5 protein-coding genes and 1 pseudogene are annotated in these 5766 nt (G+C 49.5%); all 6 read right to left on the minus strand.

Annotated features, from left to right (window positions below; genetic code table 11):
- Positions 1 to 21: 21 nt before the first annotated feature.
- The 6 genes and pseudogenes from B7988_RS14595 to B7988_RS14620 all read right to left on the minus strand — a co-directional run bounded on the left by B7988_RS14595 (position 22) and on the right by B7988_RS14620 (position 5602).
- The gene (locus tag B7988_RS14595; RefSeq protein WP_088658457.1) at positions 22 to 240 is read right to left on the minus strand and encodes a hypothetical protein; all 219 of its coding nucleotides are present in this window, start codon (positions 238 to 240) and stop codon (positions 22 to 24) included.
- A gap of 473 nt (positions 241 to 713) precedes the next feature.
- On the minus strand, positions 714 to 980 hold the full coding sequence (locus B7988_RS14600) for a Txe/YoeB family addiction module toxin (protein WP_088658458.1): 267 nt from the start codon (positions 978 to 980) through the stop codon (positions 714 to 716).
- On the minus strand, positions 973 to 1248 hold the full coding sequence (locus B7988_RS14605; RefSeq protein WP_073324079.1) for a type II toxin-antitoxin system RelB/DinJ family antitoxin: 276 nt from the start codon (positions 1246 to 1248) through the stop codon (positions 973 to 975). The genes B7988_RS14600 and B7988_RS14605 overlap by 8 nt, the downstream gene beginning before the upstream one ends.
- A gap of 208 nt (positions 1249 to 1456) precedes the next feature.
- On the minus strand, positions 1457 to 2089 hold the full coding sequence (locus B7988_RS15500; RefSeq protein ID WP_349291503.1) for a carbohydrate-binding protein: 633 nt from the start codon (positions 2087 to 2089) through the stop codon (positions 1457 to 1459).
- Between the two features lie 165 nt (positions 2090 to 2254).
- Positions 2255 to 3556: pseudogene (locus B7988_RS15505) on the minus strand (family 43 glycosylhydrolase); the annotation flags it as partial.
- 789 nt (positions 3557 to 4345) lie between these two features.
- Positions 4346 to 5602, minus strand: coding sequence for an FISUMP domain-containing protein (locus B7988_RS14620; RefSeq protein ID WP_141225704.1), 1257 nt, complete (start codon positions 5600 to 5602; stop codon positions 4346 to 4348).
- Between the last annotated feature and the right edge of the window lie 164 nt (positions 5603 to 5766).

Genomic DNA, 5766 nt, shown 5'->3' on the forward strand with positions numbered 1-5766 from the left:
ACATCCTATTTTTTTACCCCCTTAGAGGAATTTGCGAAAGAAAATATACGTTACCATCATTTCGCCAGGAGTGGAATCCAAATTCTTGAACCAATCGGACTCCTCGAAGGGAATCGAATCCTCGTTTTTGCAGACCGCCACATTTTCGTGCTTGTAGGTATCCTTCAAGAACCTGACAAGCGGTGCAGGGATGTGCTTCGCACGGATTTCAATACGGGGCTTTTTCACGACTGCCAACATAGTATACCTCAATATTTATCGACCCATTTTCGCATGTCCAGCAAGCGACCCTGTTCATGGTTACATTGTACATAGTTGAACATAATCAATTTTTGATTATCTGTCAATAGAGTTGAACATTAACAAACAAAAAAAGCCTTTTTTTATAAAAAAGGAGTTAGAATTTATGGGATATAACAAAAGTATGCAAGGCGAACGAAGCAAAATCAAACTTGTTTGATTTTATTTCTGAGCCGCCGCCACGGACGCCGAAGGCGTCAAAAGTCGGCTTTTCTAGTCGAACGTGGCTTGTAGACGGAAATCCGCTACCAGTGCCTGTCAAGATTTAATATACAAAATTAGCGGAAGGAAAACAATATTTGGGGAGGAACTCAGTTTGATGCGCCATTCGGGGTCTTAGGGGCAGAGCCCTTAGGAGTAGGGGTGGGGAGCAACGAAGTGCGAGCCAGGGGGAGGCGTCCCCCCATTAATCGTCAAACGTCTTCGTAATGTCCTTTGCACGAAAGGATATCGATGAACTCACCATTGATACGATAGATTAGTCGATTTGCGTCATCAATTCTGCGGCTCCAGAATCCGCTAAGGTTGCCCTTCAATGCTTCGGGTTTTCCGATGCCTTCAAAATTGCTGCGTTCAACGTCTTTTAGCAATTGGTTGACTCTTTTCAGGGTCTTTTTGTCTTGGAGTTGCCAATAAAGATAATCTTGCCAGGCAGTTTCGGAAAAAGCGATTTTAGCCATTCTCCATCGCCTCCAGTTCTTCCATTGTCTTCACAATCCCCTTCCCGGCGTTGAGCTGTTCGATGCCTTTCTTGAGGGCTTCGATGTCGCTTGCGTTGTAGCGGGGGGAGGGCTCGCGGACTTCAAAGGGGATGCGGCGCTCGTTGATGACATTTTTCACGAACATGTAAATGGCGGCAGAAGTGGACAGCCCCACATTGCTGCAGAATTTGTCGAAGCTTTCTTTGTCCTTGCTGTCGATGCGTGCGGATATCGTTGCCTGTGCCATATAATGCTCCTTTGTTACCTTACAAATATACATTTATTGACTGCAAAAAGCAATAATTTTTAATAAGAATACTGCAATTTTATTCAACATTCTGCAATTTGCGTAAAACTGCATTAAACATTGACGCTAAAAACCCCGGCCTTCTTTACGAGAGGTCGGGGCTTTTAAATGCGGGGGAGGCTGCGCACGGTTTAAGATGCGCGAGAACTCATTTCCCGGCTTGCAGTTTCAGGGTCTTTCCGGCGGGGTTGCGGACCACATAGACTCCGCTCCCGAAGCCGGCGGTCTTGAGTCCGGCCTTGAGGTCTGTGAGTGTCGAGCCGGCGTTCAGGCGGATGTTCCCGAGCTCGGAGCCCATCAGGTCGAATACCCTGTAGTTGCCAGCGGCCCTCGCGAATGCGTTTGCCGCGTCCGAGGCGATTTTCGGCACGATGCCCGTGGTTCCGTTGCGGATGTCCTCAGCGCTGCCTTCGCTTTCGCCAAAGGCAATCCAGTCGAGGTTCACGTAGTCGCTTGTCACCATCACCTTGAGCACGTGCTCGCCCTCGGTGAGTTCCTTGGTGGTCGTTCCCTTGAAGGTGCCGTAGGAGTCGAAATCTCCGGTGCCCGTGAGCGCGAGCGTGTCGGTAATCGGCTCGTCGTCCATGAACAGGCGCACGCCGGTGTTGTCCATGCCGCTAGCGTATCTGAGCTCGAAGGGGAGCTTCCCGCCGGCCTGCACGTTCACGGTGTATTCCAGCCATTCGCCCTTCTGCGTGTAGCCCACGGCAAATCCGTCGCCGTTCTTCACGATGTCCACGCGGTCTTCGCGGTATTCGCCGCCCTGGTTCTTGGTGTCCATGTCGTAGTAAGCCTTGCCCGCACCGCCCACATCGTAGTTCTCGAAGTCGATGAAGTTGGCCGTGCCCTCGACCTTCGCGCCCACAACCGGCAAATTGCATTTTGCCTCGGGGTCGTTGAGTTTCGCCTTGCAGAACGGCCCCTGAGGAACTGCGGTCTTGCTGTCTTCAAATTCCCAGTAATCGGCTTCGAAATCACCTGCGAACATGAAGAATACATCATGCTTGCCAACTGCACCTTCGGCAGGCACGGTCACCAGACCGTCCTTACTGAATTCAGCCTTGGCAACCACGGGGCCATCCACCTTGTCCAGGCGAACCGTAACGGAGGATGCCCTCTTAACGCTCAAAACGGAAGCCGAGAAGGATTCTGCGCCGGCGTCACCGAATTCCACGCCGCTAATCTTGGTGTACTTGCCTTCGGTAAGGTTGGTGAGAACCGTATTGCCGGCAGCACCGCTCTTACGGACCCTCACTTCTTCGCCCCACGACATGGTTTCCGCTTCCACGCGCTTGTACGGGTCAAAATCTTCCAGCTGGGCCACACCATTATCCGGCCACCACTCAATCTTCTGGATGGTTCCGTCGGCATTATACTTCATCTCGGCAACGCCAACAGAACGGCGTTCCTTGTGCTGGAACTTAAGGCCCATTTTATCGGATTTCTGGTGCCAAAGCTGGTAATGATGGCCAAAAACGTATGATTTCCCCTTGTAATCCACAATTCCCGGGTGGTTTCCATTACTGCGGGAGGAATGAGGCATAATGTCGCCCTTGTAGGTCCAGGGGCCCGTGGGGGAGTCGCTCATGGCGTAACCGATGCCTTCGGCACAGCAGGTGGAAGCAAAAGCCATATAGTAATGTTTATCGTGCTTGTAGAGCCAAGGGCCTTCCTGGTAATCCTTGATCTTGGGGTAGGTAACAATATTGCCGGAAGTACTGATCATGTCTTCGTTAAGCTTGATCATATAGAGGTCGGGATTTCCCCAGTACAAATAGGCCTGGCCGTCATCATCCACCCATACGGTGGGGTCGATGTCGTTCCAATGTTGCCGCTGCCACACCAAGGCCTTGTTCAGAGGTTCCTTGAAGGGGCCGTAGGGACTATCTGCCACCAAGACGGAAATGCCGTTGCCGTGAATGGGGACGTACATGTACCATTTGCCATTGCGAAACACAACCTGCTCGGCCCAAGCGCCATTGGTCTTAGTACTCCACTGGATATCGTTCAGGGAGGCCACAGCCCCGTGGCTAGTCCAGTTGACCATGTCTGTAGACGTGTGTAACAGCCAGTCGTACATGACGAACCCTTCGGCATTGTCCTCGTCGTGGGTCGTGTACAGGTAAACCGTATCCCCATGGACATAGGGCGCCGGGTCACACGTGTAGTTGGTTGTAATGATTGGTTGCTGGGCAAAGGCCATTCCAGCCAAAGCCAATACAGAAGTAACGGATAAAATATTTTTCATCTTAATCTCCAAACATGTTTTACACCAGAGATAAAGATATATTGCGAAAAGCCCCGCGGAACGCCCCGGGATTAACTTATCATTGACAATTTTGCAAAAGCGGGGGAGGCAGCCCCCTGCTTGCAGCCCCGGCTTATGCGTATGGCCTTCGCGATGTTGTTACCCGCTCAAGGAGCGACCGATCGGCTTTACAGCCTCTCTCTCGCAATCGCCCTCGCTTAACGCTTGGGGCTTATTGCTCACAGACGGAAAATTCCGTGGCTCGTTCGCTTGCTAACAACATTCGCTTCGGCTTGCACGTCATTGCGAGGAACAAAGCGACGAAGCAATCCATAGCCGTGGCTTCCAGCACCCCCTCGCCTAAGGGCTCTGCCCTTAAAAACCCGACATCAGGCAGCCCTCGGCTCCAGAAATATGCTCGTCTCACTCTTACACGACCGTTCGACTCGCGTCTCACTCTCGCTACAGTCCCAGCTTAACGCATGGGGCTTTAAGCTCACATGGCCTCGGCCTTCGGCCTCTAATGTTCGCTCAACGACACATTTTCTTCCGCCTTAGGGCATTCATCTCCGGTTGTCTTGCCGCACTTGATGCGGCACCTCCTTTCGTCGTCGCTTTAGTGCAGGCGCGGTTCAAGAGCTTCAAGAGTGAAATTGTTACGATTTTTCTTATTCTTGTTGTTTTTTTTGTTGTTGGACATAGAAGAACTCCTAAGATTCCGCCCCTCAGCGGAATCTTTGTTTTTTTGTTAAACTTTTTGGATTTTAGGCCTAAAGAAGGCGGAGAGAATTAATAGTCTTTAACGCAGCGAACGGAAACACCATCAATTTTGGGAGTAGTAGACTCAAGCGAAGTCACGTTGGACACCCCTCCAACCCTACTGTTGAGTTCAATTAAAGCATTTTCTTCGGCAAAAGCAACAAGAGCAACTTCACTAAGGAAATCAAATAATTTTTTCTCACCATTTCTATAACCAGCGGCAAGGAAGCTCATGCCCGAAGTATTGGAGCCGAATCCGTTTGCATAAGATATTTCGGAAGCTAACGTACTCATGCGATCATCTAAATATTTGCTGCCACCCGTCGTATAAGATGCAGCAAGCATCTCCTTTCGAGTCATCACATGCCACCCATCCGGGCAAATTCCCTGATGGAATCCGTCTCCATCGGGGTCAACCAATTCAGCACAACTTTTGTTATTGCATTCATACGGCAAATCCATTAATTCAGCCCATTGGTACAAACCGCCCCACCAGTCATTGCAATACTCGACACTGTCTTTGTAGCAATACATTTCGACCTTCGCATCGTCATCTTGTTCTTCTGTACCAAGAACCATCTTGTCGTGATATTTAAGGTTTTGGGCAAATACGGTAAAGGCCAAACGCACGCTATCGGGGCCATACTTGTTATCGATATCGATAGTGGCGTACTTTTTACCATCACGAGTATCCGTGAACTCGCCATAACTCAAACTTGATTTAAAAGGAACATACGGGAGCGCTTCATAGCCGCGAATACTGCTGCTACTGCTACTTTTAGCTACAGAGCTGGAAGAAGACTTCGGAATATACCTTTTCCATCCATCTTCGTAACAAATGTAAGCCCTTTTTTCTCCATCAACTTCTTCTACATAAACATCTCCATAAGTACAGGGAGCGTTTACGTCAAAAACGCCACTTGATGAAGAAGTTTTCGTTTCTTCACTGCTGCTGGACTTGGCATCCGAAGAAGAAGGCTTTACCGAGGAACTAGATTCCTTTGCCTTATCTTCCGACGAACTGGAATTTTCATCTTTTTTAGAAGAAGAGGAGGACTTCGACTTTTCTACCGAGGAAGAAGACTTTTCCTTATTGGAGTTCTTTTGCGAGCTCGAAGAATTCTTGGAAACTTCACCACTGCTAGAGCTGGTATCGTCACAATCTTCGTTCTGATCCTCACAGGGGCGGGGATCTGGGGAAACAGAAGATGAAGAGGAATCGCCTCCGCATGCAACGAGCATGGTCAGGAGAACGGACAGGGCAAGGACACTTTTAAAAATCTTCACAGAAGACCTCCGGTAACCTCAAAAATCTACACTCCAAATTTAGTTTATTTTCGCACAAATTGTCCCTTCCGGCTATTGACAGGTGCTTTCAATTTATATATATTAGTGTTCAAATGAGCAAAAGTAGTCGGGGCTCTGCCGGGCTATTCCGGCCCCGAATCAGC

Origin of the sequence: Fibrobacter sp. UWB1 (assembly GCF_002210325.1) — a bacterium.
Lineage (GTDB): Bacteria > Fibrobacterota > Fibrobacteria > Fibrobacterales > Fibrobacteraceae > Fibrobacter.

What these genes read in the sequence shown, in the direction of transcription:
- B7988_RS14595 (WP_088658457.1), bottom strand. Translation starts at nt 240, where the DNA reads ATGTTGGCAGTCGTGAAAAAGCCCCGTATTGAAATCCGTGCGAAGCAC.
- B7988_RS14600 (WP_088658458.1), bottom strand. Translation starts at nt 980, where the DNA reads ATGGCTAAAATCGCTTTTTCCGAAACTGCCTGGCAAGATTATCTTTAT.
- B7988_RS14605 (WP_073324079.1), bottom strand. Translation starts at nt 1,248, where the DNA reads ATGGCACAGGCAACGATATCCGCACGCATCGACAGCAAGGACAAAGAA.
- B7988_RS15500 (WP_349291503.1), bottom strand. Translation starts at nt 2,089, where the DNA reads ATGGACACCAAGAACCAGGGCGGCGAATACCGCGAAGACCGCGTGGAC.